Here is a 26399-nt window from a genome sequence, read left to right as displayed (position 1 = left end):
CGCGTGCGGGAGAGGGGCGGGAGAGAGGGGCGGCGGTTCAAGCTGGGACAAGTCGCAAATTGAACCGCAATGCCCTCTCCCCCAACCCCTCTCCCGCTGGGCGGGAGAGGGGAGCAGGCTCGTGGTGAGCACGCCTCAGGTTCCGCTTGCCCATGGCCGCCTTTTGCTACAATCGCCGCCATGAGTTATCAAGTTCTAGCGCGCAAATGGCGCCCACGGGATTTCACCACGCTGGTCGGCCAGGAGCACGTGGTGCGCGCGCTCACGCATGCGCTGGAACAGCAACGGCTGCATCACGCCTATCTGTTCACCGGAACGCGCGGCGTCGGCAAGACCACGCTGTCCCGGATTCTGGCCAAGGCCCTCAATTGCACCGGCACTGACGGCAACGGCGGCATCACCGCCCAGCCCTGCGGCCAGTGCAAGGCGTGCACGGAAATCGACAGCGGGCGCTTTGTCGACTACATCGAGATGGACGCCGCGTCCAACCGTGGCGTCGACGAGATGGCGCAACTGCTGGACAAGGCGGTGTATGCGCCGACGGTCGGCCGCTTCAAGGTCTACATGATCGACGAAGTGCACATGCTGACCAACCACGCCTTCAACGCGATGCTGAAGACGCTGGAAGAGCCGCCTGGCCACGTCAAGTTCATCCTGGCCACGACCGATCCGCAGAAGATTCCTGTCACTGTCCTGTCACGCTGCCTGCAGTTCAACCTGAAGCAGATGCCGCCGGGGCATATCGTCTCGCATCTTGACAATATTCTGGGCCAGGAAGGCATCAGCCACGACGGCAGCGCGCTGCGTCTGCTGGCGCAGGCTGCCCATGGGTCGATGCGCGACGCGCTGTCGCTGACCGACCAGGCCATTGCCTATAGCGCCGGCCAGGTGTCCGAGGAAGCCGTGCGCGGCATGCTGGGCGCGATCGACCAGAGCTACCTCGTGCAGTTGCTGGACGCGCTGGCCGCCGAAGATGGCGCCGCCATGCTGGGCATTGCCGATTCGATGGCCGACCGCAGCCTGTCGTTTGCCGGCGCGCTGCAGGACCTGGGTTCGCTGCTGCACAAGGTGGCGCTGGCGCAAGCCGTGCCCGCGTCGGTGCAGGACGAATGGCCCGAGGCCGGGGATGTGCGCCGACTGGCAGACCAGTTCGATGCGCAGGAAATCCAGTTGTTCTATCAGATCGCCAATCTTGGGCGTAGCGAGCTTGCGCTGGCACCGGACGAATATGCCGGTTTCACGATGACGCTGCTGCGCATGCTGGCGTTCCGGCCGTCCGCCACGCCTGCCGCGCCTTCGGGCGGGCAGGGCGGTGGCGGCCAGTCGACGGCACGTCCGCGCCCGGTCAGCCCGCCGGCAGCCGCTCCGCGTGCCATGTCGGCCGCCCCCGCCGCGCAGGCTACGCCGCCGGTAACGGCAGCCGTGCCGAAGGTCGAGACGGCCCCGGCTGCTCCGGCCGCTCCGCCTGCTGCAGTTGCCAGGCCGGTCAGCCCGCCTGTGCCGGCGCCGGTGTCGCCGCCCGCCTCGGCCATGCAGGCTGAAGTGGAGGCGCCCGCCGCATCGATGGCACCTGCCGAATCCGCAGAACCGGTCGAACCCGCCGCGCCAGTAGCGCCTGCGCCGGCCGCAAGCGGCCGCGCGGCGATGTCGCCGGCCCGTGCCGCGCTGGAAGCCGCGCGCCAGGCGTCGGCCGGCAAGAGTGGCGGACGTCCGGCTGGTGCCGGTGCGCCGCCGATGGCCGGTGCCGCCGCGGCTGCCGCGGCCAGCCAGCGCCCGGCGGCACAGCCGCTGCGTCCGCCTTCCGCTTCGCGTCCGGCCACCGCTGCCGCGCCCGCGCCGGCGGTGCAGCCAGCCCCCGTCGTCCAGAAGGCCTCGACCGCGCCGGAACCGGTGCGCGAGCGTCCGGCGCCGGCTGCCAAGCCCGCACAGGCCAAGCCGGCCGAAGTGCCGCCGTGGGAAGCCGCGGGCGGCAGCGATGTGCCGCCCTGGGAGGCGATGCCCGCCGACCTGCCGGTCATCGGCCCGTATGACAACGATCCGGGCTTCGACCCCGGGTTTGGTGGCTACGACAACGGCTTCGAGTCGCAGGAATTCGAGCGTGCGCCGCGTGGCGCCGGCCGCGCCGCACCGGCGAATGCCCCGGTGCAGGCCCGCAAGCCAGAGCCCGAACCCGAGCCGGCAGTGCCGCTGGCACCCGCCGTGCCGCCGGTGGCCCCAAGCGCGTCCGACGACGGCACGCCGCCGGTGTTCACCGGCGACTGGCCCGCGCTGGCAGCCAGCCTGCCGCTGAAGGGCCTGGCGCAGCAACTGGCACATCAGAGCGAGCTGCATCGCGTGGTAGGCCGCACGTTGCAACTGCGCGTGCCGGTGGCGGCCATTGGCGAAGCCAATGTGGCCGAGCGCCTGCAAGCCGCGCTCAATGAACACTTTGGCGTCGACGTTCGCGTGCAATGCGAGATCGGTGCCGTGACCCATACCGCGGCGGCGGTCGATGCCGCGGCCCGTGCCGAACGTCAGCGCGAGGCCGAAGCCGAGATCGACCGCGACCCGTTCGTACAGGGCCTGCTGCGTGAATTCGGCGGGCAGATCGTGCCCGGTTCGGTGCAGCCGCGCGCCGCGTGACATTCGAGAGGCGGCCGCGCGGCATGGAGCCCGCGCAGCGCCGTCCGACCCAACACACACATATTGAAGGAGTGATCCCATGATGAAAGGTCAACTGGCCGGGCTGATGAAGCAAGCCCAGCAGATGCAGGAAAACATGAAGAAGATGCAGGAGCAACTGGCCCTGATCGAGGTCGAGGGCCAGTCCGGCGCCGGTCTCGTGAAGGTCCTCATGACCTGCAAGAACGACGTGAAGCGCGTGACGATCGATCCGAGCCTGCTGGCCGACGACAAGGACCTGCTCGAAGACCTGGTGGCTGCAGCGTTCAACGACGCCGTGCGCAAGGCCGAGGCCACGTCGCAGGAGAAGATGGGTTCGATGACCTCGGGCCTGCCGCTGCCCCCGGGCTTCAAGCTGCCGTTCTGATCGTCGCCACGATGCATCGACAGACCGTGGCGGTGCTGCCATGAGGGCGGCGCCGCCCACCTCGCTGCAGGCGCTGATTGACGCGCTCAAGGTGCTGCCCGGCGTGGGGCCGAAATCGGCCCAGCGCATGGCGTATCACCTGCTGCAGCACGACCGCGACGGCGCCCGCAAGCTGGGCGACGCGCTGCGCGGCGCCGCCGATGGCATCCGCCATTGCGTGCGCTGCAATACGTTCACCGAGCAGGAAATCTGCGAGACGTGCCGCGACCCCGAGCGCGACGCCGCGCTGCTTTGCGTGGTGGAAACGCCGGCCGACCAGGTCATGATCGAGCAGACGCTGACCTATCGGGGCCAGTATTTCGTGCTGATGGGGCGGTTGTCGCCGCTCGATGGCATCGGCCCGAAGGAAATTCACCTCGATCGCCTGCTGGCGCGTGCCACCGACCCCGAGTACGGCGGCCCGGCCACGGAGGTGATCGTTGCCACCAACTTCACCAGCGAAGGCGAGGCCACCGCGCACTACATCGGCGAAATGCTGAAGGCGCGCGGACTCAAGGTGTCGCGCCTGGCGCGCGGGGTGCCGGTTGGTGGCGAACTCGAATACGTGGACGCGGGCACCATCGCCCGCGCCGTGATGGACCGGCGCACGATCTGACCATGAACCTGGCGCGCTTCGACCTCGTCACGCTTGGCCTGTTCGTGGCCGTGGCCCGCCAGGGCAGTATCTCGGCCGGGGCGCGCCAGTCGCACCTGGCCGTGGCGGCCGCCAGCAAGCGCATTTCCGACCTGGAAACCGCCGTGGGCGCGCCGCTGTTCTTCCGCCATGCCGCGGGCGTACAGCTGACCGAGGCGGGGCAGGCGTGCTTTCACCATGCGCTGACGATCCTGCAGGACGTGGAGCGCATGGCGGGCGTGATGTCCGACTATGCGTCGGGCGTGCGCGGCCAGGTGCGTGTTTGCGCCAATACCTCGGCCATCACCCAGTTCCTGCCCGACGATCTGGCGCAATTCATGCGCCAGCATCCGACCATCCGCATCGAGCTGGAAGAACACAACAGTAGCGACATCGTTGCCGCGTTGATGGAAAACCGCACCGACGTCGGCATCTTCGCCGACCGTACGCCGTGCGCGGGCCTGGTGACCGTGGAGTACCGGCAGGACGAGCTGGTCATCATCACGCCGCCCGGTCACCCGCTGGCGCAGGACGGGCCGGTGCACTATGCCGATGCGCTTGAATACGACTTTGTCAGCCTGCCGCAGGTGACGTCGCTGGCGGCGCGGTTGCTGGAGGAAAGCAGCCGGCTGGAGCGGCAGTTCCGGCTGCGCATCCAGGTACGCAGCTTCGACGCCATGTGCCGCATGGTCATGGCAGGGCTAGGCGTCGGGGTGCTGCCGCGCATCGCGGCGGAGCCGCACGTCAAGTCGATGGGCTTGTCTCTGGTCGGCCTGCGCGACGCGTGGGCACGCCGCTCGCTGCTGATCGGCATGCGGGATCCGGCGGGGCTGACGGTGTCGGCGCGGTTGCTGATTACCCATCTTTGTGGGGATCGGGCGCCGTTTTAAGAACCCCCGGTTTTGGCTCCCCTCTCCCACGCAGTGGGAGAGGGGAGTAAACCATCAGCGGGTTCAAGACATCACGACGCCGTCACCCCCTCATCCGCATACTCCACCCGATCCCTGCCACTGTTCTTCCCGCGATACAGCGCCTGGTCGGCGCGCGAGATCATGCCGTGGATGGTGTCGCCCGGCTGCACGCTTGCCACGCCCAGGCTGGCCGTCATGGCGCCCGTGACCGGGAAATGCCGTTCCGATACTGTGCGGCGCAGCCGTTCGGCTAGCTGCACGGCGGCCTCGGGCCCCGTATCGGGGCAGATGATCAGGAATTCCTCGCCGCCCCAGCGGCCCACGGTGTCGGCGTCGCGCGTGGCTTCCAGGATGCGATCGGCCAGTTCCACCAGCACCCGGTCTCCAACCTGATGACCATGGTTGTCGTTGATGGCCTTGAAGCGGTCCACGTCGATCAGGATGATCGAGAACGGGCTGCCATCGGTGCGGTGGCGCTCCAGTTCGCTGATCAGCACGGCGTCGAGGTGGCGGCGGTTGAAGACGCCGGTCAGCTGGTCGGTCTTGGAAAGCGCTTCGAGCTGCAGGTTCTTTTCGACCAGTTCCGCCTGCGTGGCCTGGATCTGCGCGAAGGCTTCGTGGCTGCGCTGGATGGCGGCCCGCACGGTCAGTTCGGCCTCGGTCCGCTCGGCGATGATCAGCTTGAGCTTGCGTAGCACCTGGTTGAAGCCATCGATCACGCTGTCGAACTCGGTGCGGCCCAGCCGCGACAGTTCATCGAGCTCGTCGCCGTGGCTGGACGCGAGCTGGAACAGCGCGCGCTGCAGGTGTTGCAGCGGGCGGAACACCATGCGCAGGCCAAACGTCAGCAGCAGCACCAGCACCACGTCGATGGCGGCCACCTCGGTGATCCCCTGGATCATCGCGCGGCGCAACGCGCGCCGCATGGGGTCGTGCGAAAACCGGATCACGGCCGTGCCGATCGACTGCTCGCGGCGCGCGGCTTCGATATTTGCCGGCGGGTAGATCTGCACTTCGCTCAGTACATCGTGCGGGCCGGCGGCCGTGCAGGCGGCGCCGCCCGTCGAGGCGGGATGGCCAGCCGTGGCGTACGCCTCGTTGCCGTCGGGGGAAAACACGCAGGCTTCCGAGACCTCGGGATGTACCAGCGAGGCTTCGAGCCGGGATCGCAGGATGCCGACGTTGAGCGCCCAGGCCGGTTCGGCCAGGCTGGCGCCCAGGTTTTCCATGATCTCCAGGCGCGTCCGCTCGAAGCGATGTTCGAGTTCCTGTTGCAACTGCCATTGGCGATGCGCGGCAAAGGCCCCAAGCGTTGTCGTGGTGACAACGATGAACAGCACGATCATCCGGTTCCGGATCGACTGAGCCGGCGGGGGCAGTGGCATGAAGGGCTCGAACCTGAAGGATTCAGGAGGGGATTCTATTCATCCGCCGCCTTGTTGAACAGCGCGCGGAACCGGGCGACCTCGGGATGCGATTCCTCGTACTTCTTGCTGAACCCGATATGGACCGTCTCGGTCCGGATATTCAGCACGCGCCTGGACTTGTAGCGCATGCGCTCGGGCAGGCCGCGCGCTTCCAGCGCGACCAGCGCCTCGTTGATGACGGCGCTCGGGTTGACCACGCAGTCGATCTCGCCGACCAGCATCTTCTTGACCAGGTCGTGAAACTCGTGGCCCTCGACGATCTCGATCTTGCCCTCCTGCGCAAACTGGAAGAAACGCGGCCCTGGCGCCAGGTAGCTGCGCTGGTTGCCGAACTTCAGGCCGACGAAATCGTCGGGATAGTTCTGGAAGGTGCGCCCCGCAATGGCGTCGCGGTTGCAGTGCACCGCTACCTCCTCGGTGTAGAACGCCTTGGAATGGGACAGGTACGGCCGTTCCTTGGGCCGATAGTAGACGCCCAGGATGCCGGCACTGTGACCATTGCGCGCTTCCTCGACGGTACGCGCCCATGACGCGAAGCGGATCTCGACCTTGAATTCGGGCGGCATGCGCCTGAGCACGCGCTGCAGGCTGTCGATGTACGCGCCCTTCGGCACGCCGTTTTCCTCGTACGACTGTGGCCGCTGGCCGGCCTCGGAGTACAGCACGATGGTGCTGGTCTGGGCCAGCGCGACGGTCGACGTCACGCAGGCAAAGGCGGCGCAGAGGATCCGGCAAAGGCGGAGGAATCGCATATCGTCGGTTGCCGCTGAGGCGGGGTGGGGCGCGAAGCCTGCCCGGAAAGAGGAATGTCCCCGGGATAACGGCAACGCGGCGCCAGAAGTTGACCCGTCCCCGCGTCAGGGTTAGCCCCAATCTTTCGCATTCCGAGATAGCCCGCTTTCCGGAATGCCGATTCCGCGTCACCCGACGCTGCGGCACACTCCGTCGAAACAAAGCCAATTCCCCGATTTGGGTCAGTTTCACGGAGACATTCCAACATGGCGCAACAGATTCTCAACGGCATCAAGGTCCTGGAACTGGGGCAACTGATTGCCGGCCCCTTTGCCGCCAAGACCCTTGCCGACTTTGGCGCGCACGTGGTCAAGGTGGAGCCGCCCGGCCAGGGCGACCCGCTGCGCAAGTGGCGCATGATGCACGAAGATACTTCGGTCTGGTGGGAAGCCCAGTCGCGCAACAAGCAGTCGATCGCCATCGACCTGCGCCAGCCCGCCGGGCAGGAGCTGGTGCGCCAGCTGGCCGCCGAGGCCGATGTGCTGATCGAGAACTTCCGTCCCGGCACCATGGAAAAGTGGGGCATGGGCTGGGATGTCCTGCATGCGGCCAACCCGAAGCTGATCATGCTGCGCGTGTCGGGCTACGGCCAGACCGGCCCCAAGCGCGACGAACCGGGCTTTGCCGCGGTGGCCGAGGCCATGAGCGGCCTGCGCTACCTGACCGGCGAGCCGGGCCGTCCGCCGGTACGCGCCGGCCTGTCGCTGGGCGACACCATCGCCGGCCTGCACGGTGCACTGGGCGTGCTGCTGGCGCTGTACGAGCGCGATGCGCGCGGCGGCAAGGGCCAGGTCATCGACGTGGCGCTCTATGAATCGCTGTTCAACCTCAGCGAAAGCCTGCTGCCCGAGTATTCGGTGTTCGGCGCGGTGCGCCAGCCGGCGGGCGGCGCGTTGCCGGGTATCGCGCCGTCCAACGCGTATCCGTGCGGATGCGGCGAATACGTGCTGATCGCCGCCAATGGCGATGCGATCTTCAAGCGGCTGATGGCGGCCATGGGCCGCGAGGACCTGGGCGAAGACCCGGATCTGGCCCGCAACGACGGCCGCGTGAAGCGCGTGGACGAGATCGATGCGGCCATCGCGGCGTGGACGCGCACGCAGACCGTGGAATCGGCGCTGGAAGTACTGCGCGGCGCCGATGTGCCGTCGGGCCGTATCTATACGGTCAAGGACATTGCCGAGGATCCGCACTACAGGGCTCGCGAAGTCATCGAGACGGTGACGTCCGCCAAGGGTCTCTCCGTGGACATTCCCGGCATCATCCCGAAGCTGTCCGGCAACCCTGGTGCCATCCATGACCGCGCGCCCACGCTGGGCGAGCATACCGACAACGTGCTGGCGCAGGCCGGCTTCGACGGGGCGGCCATCGCCGACCTGCGTGCCCGTGGAGTGATTGCATGAGTGCCCAAAACTACCGCCTTGCCGGCCCGGCAAGCATCGAGATCAATGAAGTGGCGCCGCGCGACGGGTTGCAGATCGAAGCGCACGTGGTGCCTACCGAGGGCAAGGTCGCGTTTGTGAATGCGCTGGCCCATTGCGGGTTTGCGCGGATCGAAGCTACGTCGTTCACGTCGGCCCGGGCCATTCCCGCGCTGGCCGATGCCGAGGCCGTGATGCACCAGGTCGAGCGTGTGCCCGGCGTGCGCTACACGGTGCTGGTGCCGAACCTGCGCGGGCTGGAGCGTGCGCTGTCGTGCCATCCGGACGAGGTGAACCTGGTGATGTCGTCCAGCGAGACGCACAACCGCGCCAACCTGCGCATGACGCGCGACCAGTCGAAGGCCCAGCTTCTGGCGATGATCGCCGAGGCAGGCAAGGCGGGCGTGCCGGTGAATATTTCGCTGTCGACCGTGTTCGGCTGCCCGTTCGAGGGCGAGGTCAGCGAAGCCGACGTGATGGCGCTGGCGCGCACGTTCGCCGATGCCGGCGCGGCGGGTATCACGCTGTGCGACACGACGGGCATGGCGTATCCGAACCAGGTGGCGGCGCTGTGCGAGACGTTCCAGCGCGCGCTGCCGGACACCGGTTTGACCATTCACCTGCACAACACGCGTGGCATGGGCCTGGCCAATGCCATCGCGGCCTGGCAGACCGGCGTCACGCGCTTTGACGCGGCGGCCGGCGGCCTGGGCGGCTGCCCGTACGCACCGGGCGCCAGCGGCAATGTCAGCACCGAGGAACTGGTGCACATGTTCGCGGCGATGGGCGTGGATACGGGCGTGGACCTGGATGCGCTGCTGAATGTGGTGGGCGGCGTTGCCGAACTGGTGCAGCGCGATGTGCCCAGCCAGCTGCTGCGCGCCGGCCCGCGTTTGCGTACCCATCAGCCGCCGGCGTGGATGGCGGAGTTTTTCGCGGCGGCGTAACTAGGTTCTTCAGTTTTGGTTTGCTCCCCTCTCCCGCGTGGCGGGTGGGGGCCGGGGGGTGCGGGCCCAGCGCTGCACATCGCGACAAGTCGGCAAGCAGATCCGCCGGCCCTCACCCCCAACCCCTCTCCCACTTTGTGGGAGAGGGGAGCTGGTCAACAGGATTTGCAGGATCAAACGGATTTTCGAGTCCCCCAATAAGACATACGGAGACAAAACATGAAACGCAATCTGTACGGCGCCGCGGCGCTGCTGGCCGTTGCCGGCCTGTCGATGACCACCGTGGCGCAAGCCCAGGATGGCAGCTATCCCAATCGTCCGGTGATGCTCGTGGTGTCGGCCGCGGCGGGCGGCACGACCGACCTGGCCGCACGCCTGATCTCGGAGCCGCTGTCGAAGGCGCTGGGCCAGTCGGTGGTGGTGGACAACAAGCCCGGCGGTAACGGCACCATCGCCGCGCAGGCCGTGCAGCGCGCCAAGCCTGACGGCTACACGCTGCTGGTGCAGTACTCGGGCTATCACGTGATCACGCCGCTGCTGACCAAGACGTCGTGGGATCCGGTCAAGGACTTCATGCCCGTGGCCAACCTGCTGTCGGCGCCGCAGGTGCTGGTGGTGCGTCCGACCCTGCCGGTGAAGTCGCTCAAGGAACTGGTGGCCTATGCCAAGGCCAATCCGAACAAGCTGAACTATGCGTCGTCGGGCAATGGGTCGCTGCAGCACGTGTCCACCGAACTGCTGAACCAGATGGCCGGCATCCAGATCACCCACGTGCCGTACAAGGGCACCGGCCCGGCCATGACCGACCTGCTGGGTGGCAACGTCGACATGACGATCACCACGCCGCCGCCGCTGATGGGCCATATCGCCGCCGGCAAGCTGCGTCCGCTGGTGGTAACCAGCAAGTCGCGCCTGGAAAGCCTCAAGGACGTGCCGTCGGCGCCGGAGGCTGGCTACCCCGACCTGGACGTCTCGTCGTGGTTCGCCATGTACGCACCGGCCGGCACGCCCAAGGCCGTGGTGGACAAGCTCACCACCGAGATCGAGAAGATCATGAAGACCGACGCCTTCCGCAAGAAGGCAGAGGAACTGGGCGCCGAAGCCAAGTACATGAACCCGCAGCAGCTTGACCAGTACCAGAAGGCCGAACTGCAGCGCTGGGCCAAGGTGATCAAGTCTGCGAACATCCACGCCGAATAAGGGCAAGCCGATTGAAAGGGCGGGCCGCTAGCATGGCGGCCACGCGGACCTTATCTTATTGTGCCGACATTAGGTGTTGATCCCGATGCGCACGCCAACGGCGTCGGGTAGCATCGCCGGGAGCCGCTTTGCGGCGTCCCGGCTTTCTTGCGTCGGCACGTCGCGTCCCATGTTCAAACGGAAGTAGAAGGCAGGAGACCTCTATGTACAACAAACCTTTCTGGAAGCAGTTGCTGATCGCTCTGGCGCTGTTCCTGGCCGGCTGGTTCACGTTCGGCAGCGCATTCGCGCAGGGCAAGCCCGAGAAGACCAAGGTGACCATCGCCGTGGGCGGCAAGAACCTGTTCTATTACCTGCCGCTGACGATTGCCGAGCGCCTGGGCTACTTCAAGGAAGAAGGTCTCGATGTGGAGATCGTCGACTTCGCCGGTGGCGCCAAGGCGCTGCAGGCTGTGGTGGGCGGTAGCGCCGACGTGGTGTCCGGCGCCTACGAACACACGATCAACCTGCAGTCCAAGGGCCAGCACTACCAGGAATTCGTGCTGCAGGGCCGGGCGCCGCAGATCGTGCTGGTGACGTCGAACAAGACCATGCCCAACTTCCAGTCGATTACCGACCTGAAGGGCAAGAAGATTGGCGTGACCGCGCCGGGTTCTTCCACCAACATGATGGCCAACTTCGTGCTGGCCAAGGCCGGCCTGAAGCCGTCGGACGTGTCGTTCATCGGCGTGGGCGCCAGCGCCGGCGCCGTGGCGGCCATGCGTTCGGGCCAGATCGATGCCATGGCCAACCTGGATCCGGTGATCTCGATGCTGACGCAGAAGAACGAGGTCAAGATCGCGTCGGACACCCGCACGATCAAGGAAACTCAGTCGGTGTTCGGCGGCAACATGCCGTCGGGCTGCCTGTACGCGTCGACCAAGTTCATCGAGCAGAACCCCAACACCACGCAGGCGCTGACCAACGCCATGGTGCGCGCGCTGAAGTGGCTGCAGAAGGCCGGCCCGTCGGACATCGTCAAGACCGTGCCGGAAAGCTACCTGCTGGGTGACCGCGCGCTGTACCTGTCGGCGTGGGACAAGGTGAAGGAAGCCATCTCGCCGGACGGCACGATGCCGGCCGACGGCCCGAAGACGGCGCTGAACACGCTGCAGCAGTTCGATCCGGACCTGAAGGGCAAGACGATCAAGCTGGAGAACACCTTCACGAACACGTTCGTGCAGAAGGCTAACGCCAAGTACAAGTAAGTGTTGCGTCCCCCGGGACGTTTTCCCGTCGCCCGCCGCGCTTGACTGCCCGGCGGGCGAAACGTTTCTCAGAGTCATGCCGTCATGAGCACGCCTGCACTATCCCTTGAAAACGTGACCTGCACCTTCGTCTCGCGCGAAGACCGCGCGCAGCGATACACCGCCGTGCGCGATGTCACGATGTCCATCCAGCCCGGCGAATTCCTGTCGGTGGTGGGTCCTACCGGTTGCGGCAAGTCGACGCTGCTGAACGTAGCGGCCGGCCTGCTCGAACCGTCCACCGGCGATGTGCGCGTCTTTGGCGAACCGCTCAAGGGCATCAACGCGCGCGCCGGCTACATGTTCCAGGCCGAGGCGCTGATGCCGTGGCGCAGCGCGCTGGACAACGTGATCGCCGGCCTGGAATTCCGTGGCGTGCCGCGCGCCGATGCCGTGGCGCAGGGCGAGGAATGGCTGCGCCGCGTGGGCCTGGGCGGGTTTGGCGACCGCTATCCGCACCAGTTGTCGGGCGGCATGCGCAAGCGCGTGAGCCTGGCGCAGACGCTGGTGATGGACCCGGACATCATCCTGATGGACGAGCCGTTCTCGGCGCTGGACATCCAGACGCGCCAGCTGATGGAAAACGAGGTGCTGGACCTGTGGGCCGCCAAGCGCAAGGCCGTGCTGTTCATCACGCACGACCTGGACGAGGCGATTGCCATGAGCGACCGGGTGATGGTGCTGTCGGCCGGCCCGGGCACCCATCCCATCGGCGAATTTGCGATCGACCTGCCGCGCCCGCGCGACGTGGCCGAAATCCGCAACCATCCCCGCTTTGTCGAGCTGCACGCGGCCATCTGGGACGTGCTGCGCGAGGAAGTGCTGAAGGGCTATGCGCAGCAGCGCAAGGTCGCCTGAGTTACTGGAACGGACAACAACAAGATCATGGCTTTTCGTGCTGATTCCCGCGGCATGCTGCGCGTCTGGCAGCTGCTGCTCCTGGTGGTGATTCTGGTGACGTGGCACCTGGCCACGCGCTCCGAGCAGGTGGCGTTCTTCTTCGGTGAGCCGCTGATGGTGGCCCAGCGCATCTGGAACTGGTTCGTCGTCGAGCGCGACATCTACATCCACCTGGGCGTGACCCTGCTGGAAACCGTGCTGGCCTTCGGCATCGGTACCGTGGCCGGGCTGGGCGTGGGGCTGTGGCTGGCCCTGAGCCCGTTCACGTCGGCCGTGCTCGACCCCTACGTCAAGGCCGCCAACTCGATGCCGCGCGTGATCCTGGCCCCGATCTTCGCGGTCTGGTTCGGCCTGGGTATCTGGTCGAAGGTGGCGCTGGCCGTGACGCTGGTGTTCTTCATCGTGTTCTTCAACGTCTACCAGGGCGTGAAGGAAGTGAGCCCGGTGGTGCTGGCCAACGCGCGCATGCTGGGCGCCAACCGTCAGCAGTTGCTGCGCCACGTGTACCTGCCCAGCGCCACGAGCTGGGTGTTCTCGTCGTTGCATACGTCGGTGGGCCTGGCGTTCGTGGGCGCGGTGGTGGGTGAATACCTGGGCTCGGCGCGCGGTGTCGGCTACCTGATCCTGCAGGCCGAGGGCACGTTCGACATCAACACCGTGTTCGCCGGCATCGTCGTGCTGACGGCCTTTGCGCTGGTGCTCGACTGGATGGTGACGGTGGGAGAAAAGCGGCTGATGAAGTGGCAGCCGAAGCTGGGGGAAACGGAGAAGCTGTAAGCCTCCCGCCTCCACGCTGTTTTTGCTCCCCTCTCCCACGCAGTGGGAGAGGGGTTGGGGGTGAGGGCCTGGCGGTTCAAACTACGATCAGTCTAGATTTGAACCGCTGACCCTCACCCCCGCCCCTCTCCCGCCGTGCGGGAGAGGGGAGAAAACCAAAAACAAAAACCAAAAAAACCCCCCGCCTTACGGCGTGATCACGATCTTCCCCGTGACCTTGCGGGCTTCCATATCCTTGAGCGCCTGCGCTGCCTGCTCCAGCGGGTAGCGTTCCGAGATATGCGGGCGGATCTTGCCTTCCTTCATCCAGCCGAGCATCTGCGCCATGTTGGCCTGATTGGCCTTGGGCTCGCGGCGTGCGAAATCGCCCCAGAACACGCCCACCAGCGACGCACCCTTGAGCAGCGCCAGATTCAGCGGGATCTTCGGAATTTCGCCATTGGCGAAACCCACCACCAGATAACGGCCGCGCCAGGCGATCGAGCGGAAAGCCGGTTCGGCATAGACGCCGCCCACGGGGTCATAGATGACGTCCGGGCCCTTGCCGTCGGTCAGCGCCTTGATGCGCTCGCGCAGGTCTTCGGTGGTGTAGTTGATGACCGCGTCGGCGCCGTGTTCCTTGCACACCGCGAGCTTTTCGTCGGTCGAAGCGGCGGCGATCACGCGCGCGCCAATCGCCTTGCCGATCTCGATGGCCGCCAGGCCCACGCCACCGGCGGCGCCCAGCACCAGCATGGTCTGGCCGGCCTTGAGCTCGCCCCGGTCCACCACGGCGTGGTGCGAGGTGCCATACGTCAGCGTGAATGCGGCGGCCACGTCGAAGTCGATGTCCGGCGGCATCGGCACCACCGACTTGGCCGGTGCCTTGGCCTGCGTGGCGAACGCGCCGTTGCCCAGATAGGCGATGACCTTGTCACCCGGTTTCACGTGTGTAACACCGGCGCCCACGGCATTGACCACGCCGGCCAGTTCGGAACCCGGCGAAAACGGCAGCTCGGGCTTGGCCTGGTATTTGTTCTGGATGATGAGCACGTCGGGAAAGTTCACGCCGGCGGCCTTGACGTCGATGACGACTTCGCCTTCGCCCGGCACCAGGTCGGGCAGCGTTTCCAGCGACAGGGAATCGGGCGGGCCCCAGGCTTTGCACAGTACGGCTTTCATCTTGTCTCCCATATGTAATGTGGTGTTTCGGATGTCATGCGCGGCGGATTGGCAGGGCGGCCGCGGACATTGCCGGGCAAGTGTAGCGCAAGAAAAGCACGATCGTTCTGCGGGAGCAAATCGTTGCATGTCACCTATTCGGGCGACGCATGTCCGTGCGGATTCGTCCCGTTTCCGGTGCATGCGCGGTGGCTCCGACGGCCCCTCGCTCAGGTACAATCGCGGCCATGCATATCCTTCTCGCCAACGATGACGGCTATCTTGCGCCGGGGCTCGCCGTCCTGCACGCCGCGCTCGCGCCTTTGGCGCGCGTGACCGTGATCGCCCCGGAACAGAACCACAGCGGCGCCTCGAATTCGCTGACGCTGCAGCGTCCGCTGTCGGTCTACGAGGCAAGGGAAGGGGTGCAGAAGGGTTTCCGCTACATCAATGGCACGCCGACCGACTGCGTGCACGTGGCGCTGACCGGCCTGCTTGAGGATCGTCCGGACCTGGTGGTGTCGGGCATCAACCAGGGCCAGAACATGGGCGAGGACGTGCTGTATTCCGGCACGGTCGCCGCCGCCATCGAAGGCTACCTGTTCGGGATTCCGTCGATTGCGTTCTCGCAGGTACACCACGGCTGGGAACACCTGGACGCGGCCGCGCGCGTGGCGCGTGAAGTCGTCGAGCGCGTGATCGCGCAACCGCCGCGCGAGCCGTTCCTGCTGAACGTGAATATCCCGAACCTGCCGTACGAACACATCCGCGGACACCGCGCCACGCGGCTGGGCAAGCGTCATCCGTCGCAGCCCGTGATCCAGCAGTCGAATCCGCGCGGCGATCCGATTTACTGGATCGGTCCGGCCGGCGATGCGCGCGATGCCAGCGAAGGCACCGATTTCCACGCCACGGCCAATGGCTACGTCTCGCTGACCCCGCTGCAGCTGGACCTGACCCATCGCGGCCAGCTCGAACAGATCGAACAGTGGCTGGGGTAAGCGTGTCATCGCAGCGCGCGCCTCAATCGTTTCATCGCGGTTGCCCCGCCAGTGCCGTGCGCGGCCACGCGATCGTCCTGCCTTTCGTTCCTGCATTGTTTTTGCAATGAGTTCCACGCCGCGCCGCCCCCGCTTTCCGCTACCGCTCGATGCGGTAGTCGAGCGCAAGCCCGCGCCCGCCCGCACCGCCGGCATGGCCGCGGTGGGCAAGCGCGCGGCCGCGCCGGCACCTGCCACCGTGAAGCCCCGCAAGCCCGCCACGCCGCCCGCCGCGCCCCCGGCGCCGGGCAGCGCAGTCGAGGCGCGTGCATTCGCGGCCACGGCGGGCGGTGGCGGCATGGCATCGGACCGGGCGCGCACGGCACTGGCCGCGCGCCTGCGGGCCGGCGGCATTCGCGACGAGCGGGTGCTGGGCGCCATCGCCACGGTGCCCCGGCACCTGTTCATGGAGCCCGGGCTCGCGTCGCAGGCCTATGAGGATGCCGCGCTGCCGATCGGGCATCAGCAGACCATTTCCAAGCCGTCGGTGGTGTCGCGCATGATCGAATTGCTGCGCGTGGGCCTGACGCCCGACCAGCCGCTGGAGCGCGTGCTGGAAATCGGCACCGGCTGCGGATACCAGGCCGCCGTGCTGAGCCTGTGCGCGCAGGAAGTGTTCTCTATCGAGCGGATCCGTCCGCTACACGAACAAGCCAAGGCCAACCTGCGCCCGCTGCGCGTGCCGAATATCCGCCTGCATTACGGCGATGGCATGCTTGGCCTGCCGCAGGCGGCGCCTTTCTCGTCGATCATCCTCGCGGCGGCGGGCATGGAAGTGCCGCAAGCCCTGCTGGAGCAACTGGCGATTGGCGGCCGTCTGATTGCGCCGGTGGTGACACCTGGCAACGGAGCCCCTGGTCAGACGGTTACACAGCAACTGCTGCTGATCGAGCGCCTCAATCGGCATCGATTTCACCGAACCGCGCTTGAAGCCGTTTTCTTTGTGCCCTTAAAATCGGGCACCATCTGAGTCGAACTATGCACAACATCGTGAATCAGAAGAATTTCACACGAGTCGGACAACACCTGAGTATCCTGGCCTGCGCGGCCGTCCTGGCCGCCTGCGCCAATTCGCCGATGCCCGCCCCCGTGGTGGACCGCACTTCCGGCGGCACGGCCCAGGCGCCGGCATCTGTCGAGCCGGCACCTCCCGGATACTATCGGGTCAAGCGCGGCGATACCCTTTACCGTATCGCACTGGAAAATGGCCAGTCGTATCGTGACGTGGCCACCTGGAACAACATGGCCAACGCGAACCAGATCGAGGTTGGCCAGCTGCTGCGCGTGGTGCCCCCCAGCGCCGACGTGAATGCCGCGCCGGGCGTGGCCACCGTGCCGGTGGCGCCGGGTACCGTGCAGTCGCAGCCGATCGATGCGGCGCGCCCCGTGGGTACGCCGATGAGCGCATCCTCGCCCCCTGCGGCGGCCTCTGCACCGGTTGCCACGACCCCCGCGGCGGCAGCCCCGTCGGCCGGTGCGTCGGCCCCGGCGGGCGACATTCGCCTGGCCTGGCCGGCAAGTGGACAACTGATCGGTAAATTTGACGACAAGGCCAACAAGGGCATCGATATCGCCGGCAAGAAAGGCGACCCCGTGCTGGCCGCGGACGAGGGTAGGGTGATTCACGTAGGCCCCTTGCGCGGCTACGGGAATCTTGTCATCATCAAACACAACGACACGTATCTCACCGCCTACGGTCATAACGACAAGGTGCTGGTGGCAGAGCAGTCAACGGTTCGCAAGGGCCAGAAGATTGCCGAAATGGGTAACAGTGATACTGACAGGGTCAAGCTGCACTTCGAGGTTCGAAAGAACGGAAAACCGGTCGATCCGATGCGGTATCTACCGCCACAGTGAGGTTTCATGCCACGCCAGAAAACTGTCTCATCCGGAAATGTCAGCAGGACCCGCCGTCCCAAGCAGCCGGAAATAAAGGCTGGAGTGGCATCGCAAACCGATGACGGCGCCGACACCGCGCTTGTGGATGTCGACCCCGCTGCCGACATGGTGCCGGTGGCTGACGAACCGATCGCACCCGTGTCGCGTGCCGGCCGCCGCAGCACCAATACCGAGGCGGCCGCCGACGACGCCGATCACGACGACGAAGACGAAGATTCCGAGGACGAAGAGGAAGAGGCTGCCAGTGAAGCCGCTCCGGAGCCCGATGACTTTCGTACTGTGCTGCACACGGAACTGGCTGCCGACACGGTTCAGCATTACCTGAACCGCATCAGCATCAAGCCGCTGCTGTCGGCGCCGGAGGAACTGCATTTCTCCACGCTGGCCAAGGGCGGCGACTTCCCGGCACGGCAGGTCATGATCGAGCGCAATCTGCGTCTCGTGGTCAGCATCGCCAAGGGCTACCTGAACCGTGGCGTGCCGCTGCTGGATCTGATCGAGGAAGGTAACCTCGGCCTGATGCATGCGATCGAAAAATTCGATCCGACGCGCGGCTTCCGTTTCTCGACGTACGCCACATGGTGGATCCGCCAGAGCATCGAGCGCGCGATCATGAACCAGGCGCGCACCGTGCGCTTGCCGGTCCACGTGATTCGCGAACTCAACCAGGTCCTGCGCGCCAAGCGTCATCTCGAAAAAGGTGGCACCGATGGCCGCGACGCCAGCCTCGAGGACATCGCTCATCTCCTCGGCAAGACCGCCGACGAGGTGCAGGACGTGCTGGCACTCAATGAACACACCACCTCGCTCGATACGCCGTTCGACCTGGACCCGGGTTCGAGCCTGCTCGACTTCCTGTCCGACGAACACAACGCCGCCCCCGACCAGGAAGTGGCACATCGCGAACTGGAAAACCTGATGAAGCTCTGGCTGGCACGCCTGTCGGAGAAGCATCGCTATGTGGTGGAGCGCCGCTTCGGGCTCAACCACATCGAGCCGGCCACGCTTGAAGAGCTGGCCGAGGAAATGGGCCTGACGCGCGAACGCGTGCGCCAGATCCAGCAGGAAGCGCTGGTCAAGCTCAAACGGCATTTCGCTTCGCAAGGTGTACGCAAGGACGCCGTTTTATGACACCTGTGCTGGTATTCGACATCGAGACGATTCCCGATGTCGACGGCCTGCGCCGTTTGCATGACCATCCCGCATCGATGAGCGACGCCGAAGTCGCCGAGCATGCGTTTGCGGCCCGCCGCGAAAAGAATGGTTCTGACTTCCTGCCGCACTACCTGCAGCGCGTGGCCGCCATTTCGTGCGTGCTGCGCCGTACGCAGCGCGACGGTTCGGCGGTCTTCCACGTCGGATCGCTGGGTACGCCCGAGGATGGTGAAGCCACGCTGATCCAGAAGTTCTACGAGCTGATTGCGCGCTACAGCCCGCAACTGGTGTCGTGGAACGGTGGCGGTTTCGACTTGCCCGTGCTGCACTACCGTGGCCTGGTCCACGGCGTGGCCGCGCCGCGCTACTGGGAAATGGGCGAGGGCCGCGACGATGACAGCCGCGACTTCAAGTGGAACAACTACATCAGCCGCTACCACATGCGGCATCTGGACCTGATGGACCTGCTGGCCATGTATCAGCCGCGCGCCAGCGCGCCGCTCGATGACCTGGCCAAGCTGTGCGGATTCCCGGGCAAGATGGGCATGGACGGAAGCATGGTCTGGCAGGCGTTCCAGGACGGCAAGCTGAACGAGATCCGCGACTACTGCGAGACCGACGTCGTCAATACGTACCTGATGTACTGCCGGTTCCAACTGATGCGCGGCGGGCTGTCGCCGCGCGAGTTCGACATGGAAGTGTCGCTCGTGCAGGAAACGCTGGCCGAGCTGCCCGGCGCGCAATGGATGGAGTATCTGCGCGCCTTCAAGCTGCAGCCCATGGCACCCGAGGCCGAGTTCGAAGAAGACTGATGGCCGTCTACCGCTGCACGGTCAGGCGAATCGGCTGGTGGTCTGACGCGTCGGTCTTGCCGTTGACGTCGCAGCGCGTCACGTCGGCCAGCAGGTCTTCCGTGACAAAGATGAAATCGCAGGCGAACGGTGGCTCAGACCACTGTTCCTTGTCATAGAGCGCGCAGGTGGGTGCGTGCGCCTGGCCTGGGTGCGTGTGGCACCAGGCATCCTTCCAGTTCACGGTGCTATCGGCATAGGGCTCGACGACGCGCTTGTAGGCAACGTCATCGGGTTTGCTGTTGAAATCGCCGCACAGAATGGCTTGGCTCGGGCGCGGCTCGGGCGTGAACGGGCCCGTCCGTTTTTCTGACTTGCCGGGTCGCCGTGCATGCTCGCACGCCTGCGCATGCCATTGGCGGAGCGCATCGGCCTGGGCGGCGCGCTGCAATGCCGAGTAATACTCAAGATGCGTGCAGATGACGCGCAGCGGCTTTCCGCCGGCTTCCACCGTAACCTCCAGCGCGACGCGCGGCATCGATGCGACGTCGGGATCAGCGGGCCAGGGCAGGGCGTGGCGAAAGATCTCGCGCACGGGTAGCCGCGTGGCCACGGCGTTGCCGAACTGGCGCGGCGTACCGTCGCCATGGGTGCGATCCACGCCCGGGGCGAAGATCACGCGATAGCCGGGCAGAAGCGCAGTCAGCTCCGCCACCTGGTCGCGCTGCGGTTGTCCGGCCATGTCGGAGAACCCGCGCGTTACCTCCTGCAGGCAGATGACATCGGGATCCGTCATGCCGCAGATGGTGTCGACGATGCGGGCCAGGTCGACCTTGCCGTCGGCACCGCGTCCCCACTGGATGTTCCACGAAACCAGTTCCATTACGCTCTCTTTCGTGACTTCGATTCTCGTGACGGCGCGATGACTGGACTACAATCGCGCTTTCGCAAAACAATACGTCAGGTCCCTCCGGTGTCTCAAGCCGTCGATTCTCCCAAGCCCGAACAGACGGGCAAGCCGGGTGCCGCACCCGTCGCACCCGCCGATCCCGTGGTCACCATCCACAGCCTCGACATGGAGGCGCGTGGCGTCGGCCGTCTGGACAACGAGGACGGCACCCCCGGCAAGGTCATTTTCGTCGAGGGCGCGTTGCCCGGCGAAATCGTGTCGTACAAGAGCTACCGGCGCAAGCAGAGCTACGAGCAGGCCCATCTCGTCGAGGTGAAGCAGCCGTCCGTGATGCGCGTGAAGCCGGGCTGCCAGCACTTTGGCGTATGCGGCGGCTGCTCGATGCAGCACCTGGACGCGCGGGCGCAGTTGGCCATCAAGCAGCGTGTGCTCGAAGACAATCTCTGGCATCTGTCGAAAGTGAAGCCCGACGTGGTCTTCCGCCCGATCGCCGGGCCGGACTGGGGCTATCGCTACCGGGCGCGCCTGACGGTACGGTACGTCGCCAAGAAGGGTGGCGTGCTGGTGGGGTTCCATGAGCGCAAGAGCAGCTATGTCGCCGACATGACGCGTTGCGAGATCCTGCCGCCGAACGTGTCGGCGATGCTCGTGCCGCTGCGCGAACTGGTTACGGGACTGTCGATCCGCGACCGCATGCCGCAGATCGAGCTGGCCGTCGGTGCCGAAGTCACGGCGCTGGTGCTGCGCATTCTCGAACCGTTGAACGACGCCGACAAGGATCTGCTGCGCGCCTTCGCCGACGAGCACAAGGTGCAATTCTGGCTGCAGCCGAAGGGCCCGGATACGGTGTACGCGTTCTATCCGGCCGAGCAGGAACTGGCCTACACGCTGCCCGAATTCGGCATTCGCATGCCGTTCAAGCCCACCGACTTCACGCAGGTCAATCACCAGATCAATCGCGTGCTGATTGGCCGTGCGCTGCGTCTGCTCGATGCCCAGCCGACCGATCGTCTGCTGGACCTGTTCTGCGGCATCGGCAACTTCACGCTGCCGCTGGCGACGCAGGGTGCGTCCGTGATGGGCATCGAAGGTAGCGAGGCGCTGACGACGCGCGCGCTGGCCAATGCCGAATATAACGGGCTGGCCGGCAAGACATCGTTTGGTTGCCGCAACCTGTTTGAGGTGACGGCCGAGGACATCGCCGCGCTGGGCCGATTCGACCGCTGGCTGGTGGACCCGCCGCGCGAGGGCGCGCTGGCCGTATGCAAGGCGCTGGGCGAGCTGAACCAGGCGGGCAGCGATGTGCTGCCGAAGCGGATCGTCTATGTGTCGTGCAGCCCGGCCACGCTGGCGCGTGACGCGGGCCTGCTGGTGCACGAGGCAGGCTATCGGCTGGCGGGCGCGGGCGTGGTGAACATGTTCCCGCATACGTCGCACGTGGAGTCGATCGCCGTATTTGAGCGGGACTGAGCGACCGATCAAGCGATCCACGCATAAAAAAATAGCCGTCCGAGGGCGGCTATTTTCATGGGCGAAAGGCGCTTAGTCGCGGCTGCCGCCGAAGATGCCCAGCAGTGCCAGCAGGTTCACGAAGACGTTGTAGACGTCCAGGTAGATCGCCAGCGTGGCGGTTACGTAGTTGGTCTCGCCGCCATTCACCACGCGCTGCACGTCAATCAGGATGAAGATCGAGAAGATCGCGATGGCGATGACCGACAGCGTGATCATCAGTGCCGGCATCTGCAGCCAGATATTGGCGACGCTGGCCAGGATCAGCAGGATCACGCCGACGAACAGGAACTTGGCCAGGCCCGAGAAATCGCGCTTGCTGACCGTGGCGATGGTGGCCATCGCGCCAAATACCGCCGCGGTGCCGCCAAACGCGTACATGATCAGCGCCGGGCCGTTCGAGTACGACAGCGTCAGGCTCAGGATGCGCGACAGCATCAGGCCCATGAAGAACGTGAAGGCCAGCAGCAGGACCACGCCCATGCTGCTGTTCTTGGTCTTCTCGATCGCGAACATGAAGCCGAACGCCACCGCCAGGAACAGGATCACGGACAGGCCGGGGCTACCGGCGACCAAGCCGGCGAATCCCGCCGCCACGCCGACCCATGCGCCCAGCACGGTCGGGATCATCGAGATGGCGAGCAGCCAGTAGGTATTGCGTAGGACCCGGTTGCGGACGGCAACATCGGTGACGCCCGCGCTATTGCCGAATCCGTAGGTATTCAGCTTGTTGTTCATCATGACTCCTGTCATCAGAGATACGTGAGGCGCCGGGCTAACCCGGCGGCACAGCGCCAATGTGGCATCGCCCCAGCGGATTTGCAAGGGGGCTTGTCTTGACAATTACCCTTGTCGCTAGTTGTTTTTCTAAAACGCAAACATTTTGACGCAAGTTCAAGGTAACTGTTCCCGCATTTCACGATTGTAATGTGATTAAAGAGGCATTTAAAGTGGGTTGCACCTGGTTGCGGCATGCGTCTTGCACGTCATGCCTGGGGAAGTTCGAATCCGCCATGCGGTCGTGCTAGAATTGCACGTTTAATCCATTTGTAACCCCTTCATTTTTCGGAGTTTTTCATGGCGATCGAACGCACCCTGTCGATTATCAAGCCGGATGCTGTGGCCAAGAACGTTATCGGCCAGATCTATGCCCGTTTCGAGGCCGCTGGCCTGAAGATCGTTGCTGCCAAGCTGGTTCAGCTGTCGCGCGGCGAAGCCGAGCAGTTCTACGCTGTGCACGCTGCCCGCCCGTTCTTCAAGGACCTGGTTGACTTCATGGTTTCGGGCCCGGTCATGATCCAGGCGCTGGAAGGCGAGAACGCCATTGCCAAGAACCGCGACCTGATGGGCGCCACGGACCCGAAGAAGGCCGAAAAGGGCACGATCCGCGCCGATTTCGCCGACAGCATCGACGCTAACGCCGTGCACGGTTCGGACGCCGCGGAAACGGCCGCTGTCGAAGTGGCTTTCTTCTTCCCGGGCATGAACGTTTACAGCCGTTGATTGTCTTCTGACATCACGACTGAAACTGCAAGCAAGCTGGAAACTGCCGTCATGAACAATCTCGTCAACCTGCTCGATCTCGACGCGGACGCGCTCACCGCCTATTGCGGAGAGCTCGGCGAGAAGCCGTTCCGTGCGCGGCAGTTGCAACGCTGGATCCACCAGTTCGGTGCCAGCCAATTCGACAGCATGTCGGATCTCGCCAAGTCGCTGCGCGAAAAGCTGGCGACGCGGGCCGAGATCCGGTCGCCTGCCGTCATCACCGACAACCTGTCGACCGATGGCACGCGCAAATGGCTGATCGACGTTGGCGCCGGCAACGCGGTGGAGACGGTGTACATCCCCGAGGACACGCGCGGTACGCTGTGTGTGTCGTCGCAGGCCGGATGCGCCGTCAATTGCCGGTTCTGTTCCACCGGCAAGCAGGGCTTTTCGCGCAATCTGTCGACTGGCGAGATCATCGGCCAGTTGTGGATGGCCGAATTCGCGATGCGCGCCCAGCTGGGCCGCGGTCCCAAGGATGATCGCGTCATCTCCAACGTGGTGATGATGGGCATGGGCGAGCCGCTGCTGAACTACGATGCCGTCGTGCCGGCCATGCGGCTGATGCTCGACGACAACGCGTATGGCCTGTCGCGCCGCCGCGTGACGCTGTCCACGTCCGGCGTGGTGCCGATGATGGACCGTCTGTCGAAAGATTTGCCCGTGGCGCTGGCCGTGTCGCTGCATGCGTCGAACGACGCGCTGCGCGACGTGCTCGTGCCGCTGAACCGCAAGTATCCGCTGGCCGATCTGATGGCGGCATGCCGCCGCTACCTGGAATTCGCGCCGCGCGATTTCATTACCTTCGAATATTGCATGCTCGACGGCGTCAACGACACCGTCGAACACGCGCGGGAACTGTTGAAGCTTGTGGCCGACGTGCCCTGCAAGTTCAACCTGATCCCGTTTAACCCGTTCCCGGAATCGGGGCTGAAGCGCTCGAACAACGAGCAGATTCGCCGCTTCGCCCAGGTGCTGATGGATGCGGGCCTTGTCACGACGATTCGCAAGACCCGGGGCGACGACATCGACGCCGCCTGCGGCCAGCTGGCCGGCGAGGTCATGGATCGCACCCGTCTGGCCGAGCGCGGCAAGTTCGGCAAGATCACGCCACTGGTTCCGGTGGTTGCCGGCACCGCTCGGGAGGCCCGTCCTGCATGATCCGTCTGCTTGTCGCTGCCCTGTCAGGGCTGTTGATGCTGTCTGCCTGCACGCTGCCCCCGGGGCCCACGCAGGACATCAAGACGGCTTCCGACCAGACTGCCACGGACAAGCGCGCCGGACTGCGGCTGCGCCTTGCCACGCAGTACCTGGAGGCGCGGCAATATACGACCGCGCTTGACGAGGTCAAGCGGGCCATTGCCGCCGATCCATCGAACGTCGACGCCTATCACGTACGCGCCCTGATTTATATGGGCATGAACGAGAACGCGCTGGCGGACGACAGCTTCCGCACGACGCTTAACATGCGTCCGGGCGACCCCGATGTGCTGAGTAACTATGGCTGGTTCCTGTGCCAGACCGGCCGTTATGCCGATGGCAAGGCCACGCTGCAGCGCGCCGTGCAATCGCCGTCGGCCAGCGGGCCGATCAAGCCGCTGATCAATCTCGGCGTCTGCGAGATGCGCAACGGCAATCTGGCCGAGGCGGAAAAAAATCTGCAGACGGCCTACGGATATGACCGTAACGATCCGTCAGTGCTCATGAATCTCGCGCAAGTGTATTTCCAGCGCGGGGACATGGGACAAGCCCGCCAGTTCGCGGGCCGCGTCAATGGCACCCGTTTTGCCAACGCGCAATCCCTCTGGCTGGGTGCGCGCATTGCCCACCGCCAGGGCGACACCCAGACGCAGGGCGCGATGATCGCGGAACTGCGTAACCGTTTCCCCGATTCGCGCGAGCTGACCGCATACGAGAGAGGAGCTTGGGATGAATGAAGAAGAGCGCGCCGGTAGCCAGGCAGCAACGCACGTTGCCGGCGGCGCGACAGACTCCGACCGCGAGGCAGTGGCGCGCGAAATCGGGGCACAACTGAAAGAGGGTCGCGAGGCGCAGCGCCTGTCGCTCGAGGATGTCGGTGCACGATTGAAGGTGGCACCGAACAAGCTCGTGGCGATCGAGGCGGGCGATGTGTCCAGTCTGATGGACGTGACGTTTGCCAAGGGCGTGATGCGCGCCTATGCACGCACGCTGCAGATCGATATCGACGGGCTGCTGGGCCAGTACCACGCGCGGGCACAAGCCACGCCGGTCACGGGCATCACGCGCCGTCACGAAGGCGCGCTCAACCAGACGTTCGACGACCGCAAGCGTTTCGGTTCCAAGGGTACCGGTGGCGGCGGACGCTGGCTCTGGCTGGTCTGCGTGGTGGCGTTGGTAGCTGCCGGCGTGTATTTCGGCTACGACCACGCCAAGGCGTGGTTCGATGCGCACAGCAAGGCCGCGGCGGAAGCCCCGGCAGAGGAAAAGCCGGCCGAGAAGGTTGCTGAGGTGGGCATCGCGCAGAGCAACGGCGATGGCACCGTGACGGCGGCTTTGCCGATGGTGATGGCGGGCAACGATTCGCCTGCGCCGTCCGAAGCAACGCCGGCCGAAGCCGCTGGCAAGGCGGCACCGGTCGAGGCCGCGGGCAAGGCAGCACCGGCACCGACGGCGGCAGGCCTGCCGTTGGCGACGGGTGGTGCGGTGAATCTGGCACCCGAGGCGCCGGCGAAGCAGGCGGCTCCTGCTCCGGCTCCAACTCCGACGGTAACCGCGACCCCGACGGCCGCTGCGCCTGCAGCACCCGGTGAAGGCGCGGTGCAAATCCGCTTTGCCTCCGACACGTGGTACGAAGTACGCGACCGAAGCGGCAAGGCCATCCTGGGTGGCACGGGCAAGGCTGGCGACGTGGTGGCTGGCAGTGGCTCGGGCGGACCCTACAAGGTAATTCTCGGCAACGTGAAGGGTGTTGAGTCGGTAGCGCACAATGGCGCGCCGGTGAACTTCAAGTCTGCCGACCGGAACAATGTGGCGCGCCTGACCCTGCAGTAATGCGGCCGGGCAGCG

Annotated in this window: 25 protein-coding genes; 20 read left to right on the top strand and 5 right to left on the bottom strand. The window is 65.5% G+C overall.

From position 1 onward, the window contains the following. The first annotated feature begins 180 nt into the window (after positions 1 to 180). From MFF62_RS14845 to MFF62_RS14830, 4 genes are all read left to right on the top strand, one after another. Positions 181 to 2622, top strand: coding sequence for a DNA polymerase III subunit gamma/tau (locus MFF62_RS14845; RefSeq protein ID WP_238263887.1), 2442 nt, complete (start codon positions 181 to 183; stop codon positions 2620 to 2622). Between the two features lie 79 nt (positions 2623 to 2701). Then, complete coding sequence (locus MFF62_RS14840; protein ID WP_238263886.1) at positions 2702 to 3028, top strand: YbaB/EbfC family nucleoid-associated protein; 327 nt, start codon at positions 2702 to 2704, stop codon at positions 3026 to 3028. A gap of 40 nt (positions 3029 to 3068) precedes the next feature. After that, positions 3069 to 3683: a recombination mediator RecR gene (gene recR, locus MFF62_RS14835; RefSeq protein WP_238263885.1), complete on the top strand. Its 615-nt coding sequence runs from the start codon at positions 3069 to 3071 to the stop codon at positions 3681 to 3683. Positions 3684 to 3685: 2 nt separating this feature from the next. Further along, positions 3686 to 4591: a LysR family transcriptional regulator gene (locus MFF62_RS14830; protein ID WP_238263884.1), complete on the top strand. Its 906-nt coding sequence runs from the start codon at positions 3686 to 3688 to the stop codon at positions 4589 to 4591. Between the two features lie 71 nt (positions 4592 to 4662). Here MFF62_RS14830 and MFF62_RS14825 read toward each other — a convergent pair whose 3' ends face one another. After that, positions 4663 to 5997 (bottom strand): GGDEF domain-containing protein, encoded by a 1335-nt coding sequence (locus MFF62_RS14825; RefSeq protein ID WP_238263883.1) that lies wholly within the window; start codon positions 5995 to 5997, stop codon positions 4663 to 4665. A gap of 35 nt (positions 5998 to 6032) precedes the next feature. Continuing rightward, the gene (locus MFF62_RS14820; RefSeq protein ID WP_238263882.1) at positions 6033 to 6791 is read right to left on the bottom strand and encodes a substrate-binding periplasmic protein; all 759 of its coding nucleotides are present in this window, start codon (positions 6789 to 6791) and stop codon (positions 6033 to 6035) included. Positions 6792 to 7037: 246 nt separating this feature from the next. On the opposite strand from MFF62_RS14820, the gene MFF62_RS14815 reads away from it, so the two are divergent. The 6 genes from MFF62_RS14815 to MFF62_RS14790 all read left to right on the top strand — a co-directional run bounded on the left by MFF62_RS14815 (position 7038) and on the right by MFF62_RS14790 (position 13362). Then, entirely contained in the window at positions 7038 to 8234 is a 1197-nt protein-coding gene (locus MFF62_RS14815; RefSeq protein WP_238263881.1) for a CaiB/BaiF CoA transferase family protein, read from the top strand. Next, a complete protein-coding gene (locus tag MFF62_RS14810) occupies positions 8231 to 9199 on the top strand; it encodes a hydroxymethylglutaryl-CoA lyase (protein ID WP_238263880.1) in 969 nt (322 codons plus the stop codon). The genes MFF62_RS14815 and MFF62_RS14810 overlap by 4 nt, the downstream gene beginning before the upstream one ends. 219 nt (positions 9200 to 9418) lie before the next feature. After that, on the top strand, positions 9419 to 10399 hold the full coding sequence (locus MFF62_RS14805) for a Bug family tripartite tricarboxylate transporter substrate binding protein (RefSeq protein WP_404990754.1): 981 nt from the start codon (positions 9419 to 9421) through the stop codon (positions 10397 to 10399). Between the two features lie 203 nt (positions 10400 to 10602). Beyond that, complete coding sequence (locus MFF62_RS14800; RefSeq protein ID WP_238263879.1) at positions 10603 to 11646, top strand: ABC transporter substrate-binding protein; 1044 nt, start codon at positions 10603 to 10605, stop codon at positions 11644 to 11646. Positions 11647 to 11730: 84 nt separating this feature from the next. Beyond that, entirely contained in the window at positions 11731 to 12543 is an 813-nt protein-coding gene (locus MFF62_RS14795) for an ABC transporter ATP-binding protein (protein ID WP_238263878.1), read from the top strand. A 27-nt stretch (positions 12544 to 12570) separates the two neighbouring features. Next, complete coding sequence (locus MFF62_RS14790; RefSeq protein ID WP_238263877.1) at positions 12571 to 13362, top strand: ABC transporter permease; 792 nt, start codon at positions 12571 to 12573, stop codon at positions 13360 to 13362. A 186-nt stretch (positions 13363 to 13548) separates the two neighbouring features. On the opposite strand, the gene MFF62_RS14785 is transcribed toward MFF62_RS14790, so the two are convergent. Continuing rightward, positions 13549 to 14523 (bottom strand): NADPH:quinone oxidoreductase family protein, encoded by a 975-nt coding sequence (locus tag MFF62_RS14785; protein WP_238263876.1) that lies wholly within the window; start codon positions 14521 to 14523, stop codon positions 13549 to 13551. 227 nt (positions 14524 to 14750) lie between these two features. Between MFF62_RS14785 and surE the strand changes: the two genes are divergently transcribed. The 5 genes from surE to MFF62_RS14760 all read left to right on the top strand — a co-directional run bounded on the left by surE (position 14751) and on the right by MFF62_RS14760 (position 19408). Next, positions 14751 to 15503, top strand: coding sequence for a 5'/3'-nucleotidase SurE (surE, locus tag MFF62_RS14780; protein ID WP_238263875.1), 753 nt, complete (start codon positions 14751 to 14753; stop codon positions 15501 to 15503). Between the two features lie 106 nt (positions 15504 to 15609). Then, a complete protein-coding gene (locus MFF62_RS14775; protein ID WP_238263874.1) occupies positions 15610 to 16512 on the top strand; it encodes a protein-L-isoaspartate(D-aspartate) O-methyltransferase in 903 nt (300 codons plus the stop codon). 8 nt (positions 16513 to 16520) lie between these two features. Further along, a complete protein-coding gene (locus MFF62_RS14770) occupies positions 16521 to 17399 on the top strand; it encodes a peptidoglycan DD-metalloendopeptidase family protein (RefSeq protein WP_238263873.1) in 879 nt (292 codons plus the stop codon). Positions 17400 to 17405: 6 nt separating this feature from the next. Then, positions 17406 to 18572: an RNA polymerase sigma factor RpoS gene (gene rpoS, locus MFF62_RS14765; protein ID WP_238263872.1), complete on the top strand. Its 1167-nt coding sequence runs from the start codon at positions 17406 to 17408 to the stop codon at positions 18570 to 18572. Next, the gene (locus MFF62_RS14760; protein ID WP_238263871.1) at positions 18569 to 19408 is read left to right on the top strand and encodes a 3'-5' exonuclease; all 840 of its coding nucleotides are present in this window, start codon (positions 18569 to 18571) and stop codon (positions 19406 to 19408) included. The genes rpoS and MFF62_RS14760 overlap by 4 nt, the downstream gene beginning before the upstream one ends. Positions 19409 to 19415: 7 nt before the next feature. Here the strand turns inward: MFF62_RS14760 and MFF62_RS14755 are convergent, their stop codons facing one another. After that, complete coding sequence (locus MFF62_RS14755; protein ID WP_238263870.1) at positions 19416 to 20270, bottom strand: endonuclease/exonuclease/phosphatase family protein; 855 nt, start codon at positions 20268 to 20270, stop codon at positions 19416 to 19418. A gap of 39 nt (positions 20271 to 20309) precedes the next feature. Here MFF62_RS14755 and rlmD point away from each other — a divergent pair, with 39 nt between their 5' ends. Continuing rightward, complete coding sequence (gene rlmD, locus MFF62_RS14750; RefSeq protein WP_238263869.1) at positions 20310 to 21767, top strand: 23S rRNA (uracil(1939)-C(5))-methyltransferase RlmD; 1458 nt, start codon at positions 20310 to 20312, stop codon at positions 21765 to 21767. A 72-nt stretch (positions 21768 to 21839) separates the two neighbouring features. Here rlmD and MFF62_RS14745 read toward each other — a convergent pair whose 3' ends face one another. Continuing rightward, a complete protein-coding gene (locus MFF62_RS14745; protein WP_238263972.1) occupies positions 21840 to 22544 on the bottom strand; it encodes a Bax inhibitor-1/YccA family protein in 705 nt (234 codons plus the stop codon). A gap of 339 nt (positions 22545 to 22883) precedes the next feature. Here MFF62_RS14745 and ndk point away from each other — a divergent pair, with 339 nt between their 5' ends. The 4 genes from ndk to MFF62_RS14725 are packed head-to-tail and all read left to right on the top strand — an operon-like array spanning position 22884 to position 26384. Then, on the top strand, positions 22884 to 23309 hold the full coding sequence (gene ndk, locus MFF62_RS14740; protein ID WP_238263868.1) for a nucleoside-diphosphate kinase: 426 nt from the start codon (positions 22884 to 22886) through the stop codon (positions 23307 to 23309). 51 nt (positions 23310 to 23360) lie between these two features. Next, positions 23361 to 24512, top strand: a complete 1152-nt coding sequence (gene rlmN / locus MFF62_RS14735) for a dual-specificity RNA methyltransferase RlmN (RefSeq protein ID WP_238263867.1) — start codon at positions 23361 to 23363, stop codon at positions 24510 to 24512. Continuing rightward, on the top strand, positions 24509 to 25288 hold the full coding sequence (gene pilW, locus MFF62_RS14730) for a type IV pilus biogenesis/stability protein PilW (protein WP_238263866.1): 780 nt from the start codon (positions 24509 to 24511) through the stop codon (positions 25286 to 25288). Before rlmN ends, pilW begins: the two co-directional genes overlap by 4 nt. Continuing rightward, complete coding sequence (locus MFF62_RS14725) at positions 25281 to 26384, top strand: RodZ domain-containing protein (RefSeq protein ID WP_238263865.1); 1104 nt, start codon at positions 25281 to 25283, stop codon at positions 26382 to 26384. The genes pilW and MFF62_RS14725 overlap by 8 nt, the downstream gene beginning before the upstream one ends. Positions 26385 to 26399 lie beyond the last annotated feature (15 nt).

The sequence above is a fragment of the Cupriavidus pauculus genome (assembly GCF_022179805.1).
Lineage (GTDB): Bacteria > Pseudomonadota > Gammaproteobacteria > Burkholderiales > Burkholderiaceae > Cupriavidus > Cupriavidus pauculus_E.
The sequence above is the reverse complement of the archived record's forward strand: the minus strand, read 5'-3'. Positions and strand labels throughout refer to the sequence as shown.

Excerpts from the sequence above, each read along its gene's own strand:
- MFF62_RS14840 (WP_238263886.1), top strand. The coding sequence starts at position 2,702 with ATGATGAAAGGTCAACTGGCCGGGCTGATGAAGCAAGCCCAGCAGATG.
- MFF62_RS14745 (WP_238263972.1), bottom strand. The coding sequence starts at position 22,544 with ATGAACAACAAGCTGAATACCTACGGATTCGGCAATAGCGCGGGCGTC.
- MFF62_RS14820 (WP_238263882.1), bottom strand. The coding sequence starts at position 6,791 with ATGCGATTCCTCCGCCTTTGCCGGATCCTCTGCGCCGCCTTTGCCTGC.
- MFF62_RS14795 (WP_238263878.1), top strand. The coding sequence starts at position 11,731 with ATGAGCACGCCTGCACTATCCCTTGAAAACGTGACCTGCACCTTCGTC.
- MFF62_RS14760 (WP_238263871.1), top strand. The coding sequence starts at position 18,569 with ATGACACCTGTGCTGGTATTCGACATCGAGACGATTCCCGATGTCGAC.
- surE (WP_238263875.1), top strand. The coding sequence starts at position 14,751 with ATGCATATCCTTCTCGCCAACGATGACGGCTATCTTGCGCCGGGGCTC.
- MFF62_RS14830 (WP_238263884.1), top strand. The coding sequence starts at position 3,686 with ATGAACCTGGCGCGCTTCGACCTCGTCACGCTTGGCCTGTTCGTGGCC.
- MFF62_RS14845 (WP_238263887.1), top strand. The coding sequence starts at position 181 with ATGAGTTATCAAGTTCTAGCGCGCAAATGGCGCCCACGGGATTTCACC.
- MFF62_RS14810 (WP_238263880.1), top strand. The coding sequence starts at position 8,231 with ATGAGTGCCCAAAACTACCGCCTTGCCGGCCCGGCAAGCATCGAGATC.
- recR (WP_238263885.1), top strand. The coding sequence starts at position 3,069 with ATGAGGGCGGCGCCGCCCACCTCGCTGCAGGCGCTGATTGACGCGCTC.
- pilW (WP_238263866.1), top strand. The coding sequence starts at position 24,509 with ATGATCCGTCTGCTTGTCGCTGCCCTGTCAGGGCTGTTGATGCTGTCT.
- MFF62_RS14755 (WP_238263870.1), bottom strand. The coding sequence starts at position 20,270 with ATGGAACTGGTTTCGTGGAACATCCAGTGGGGACGCGGTGCCGACGGC.
- MFF62_RS14770 (WP_238263873.1), top strand. The coding sequence starts at position 16,521 with ATGCACAACATCGTGAATCAGAAGAATTTCACACGAGTCGGACAACAC.
- MFF62_RS14775 (WP_238263874.1), top strand. The coding sequence starts at position 15,610 with ATGAGTTCCACGCCGCGCCGCCCCCGCTTTCCGCTACCGCTCGATGCG.
- MFF62_RS14725 (WP_238263865.1), top strand. The coding sequence starts at position 25,281 with ATGAATGAAGAAGAGCGCGCCGGTAGCCAGGCAGCAACGCACGTTGCC.
- MFF62_RS14825 (WP_238263883.1), bottom strand. The coding sequence starts at position 5,997 with ATGCCACTGCCCCCGCCGGCTCAGTCGATCCGGAACCGGATGATCGTG.
- rlmN (WP_238263867.1), top strand. The coding sequence starts at position 23,361 with ATGAACAATCTCGTCAACCTGCTCGATCTCGACGCGGACGCGCTCACC.
- rpoS (WP_238263872.1), top strand. The coding sequence starts at position 17,406 with ATGCCACGCCAGAAAACTGTCTCATCCGGAAATGTCAGCAGGACCCGC.
- MFF62_RS14785 (WP_238263876.1), bottom strand. The coding sequence starts at position 14,523 with ATGAAAGCCGTACTGTGCAAAGCCTGGGGCCCGCCCGATTCCCTGTCG.
- ndk (WP_238263868.1), top strand. The coding sequence starts at position 22,884 with ATGGCGATCGAACGCACCCTGTCGATTATCAAGCCGGATGCTGTGGCC.
- MFF62_RS14815 (WP_238263881.1), top strand. The coding sequence starts at position 7,038 with ATGGCGCAACAGATTCTCAACGGCATCAAGGTCCTGGAACTGGGGCAA.
- MFF62_RS14790 (WP_238263877.1), top strand. The coding sequence starts at position 12,571 with ATGGCTTTTCGTGCTGATTCCCGCGGCATGCTGCGCGTCTGGCAGCTG.
- rlmD (WP_238263869.1), top strand. The coding sequence starts at position 20,310 with ATGACTGGACTACAATCGCGCTTTCGCAAAACAATACGTCAGGTCCCT.
- MFF62_RS14805 (WP_404990754.1), top strand. The coding sequence starts at position 9,419 with ATGAAACGCAATCTGTACGGCGCCGCGGCGCTGCTGGCCGTTGCCGGC.
- MFF62_RS14800 (WP_238263879.1), top strand. The coding sequence starts at position 10,603 with ATGTACAACAAACCTTTCTGGAAGCAGTTGCTGATCGCTCTGGCGCTG.